Source organism: Streptomyces sp. NRRL F-2664, from assembly GCF_000719345.1.
Lineage (GTDB): Bacteria > Actinomycetota > Actinomycetes > Streptomycetales > Streptomycetaceae > Streptomyces.
Map to the genome: position 1 here is coordinate 1 of NZ_JOFX01000624.1, position 225 is coordinate 225.

A 225-nucleotide genomic window follows, 5' to 3' on the forward strand; every position below is an offset into this window, starting at 1 on the left:
CCGGATAGGTCTCCGGTGCGGCCGGGCTCAGCACCGTGCTCTGCGGGATGCCGCCGGCACCGTAGGAGGGCACCGCCGTGACCTCGCCGCTGGTTGAGGTCAGGGTCCGGCCCAGCGCGTCAGCCCGGGCGGCAGAGTCGGCGGCGGGGGTGCCGTCGGCGAAGACCACCCTCGCCGAGGTGGTCCGGGCCGCAGTGTCGGCGTCCTGCACGGACACCGCGCGCG

1 protein-coding gene is annotated in these 225 nt (G+C 76.4%); it reads right to left on the minus strand.

The window, feature by feature from the left end; all coding sequences use genetic code 11:
- The coding region (locus tag IF89_RS40425; protein ID WP_158718194.1) for a hypothetical protein at positions 1–225 on the minus strand (225 nt) is incomplete at both ends.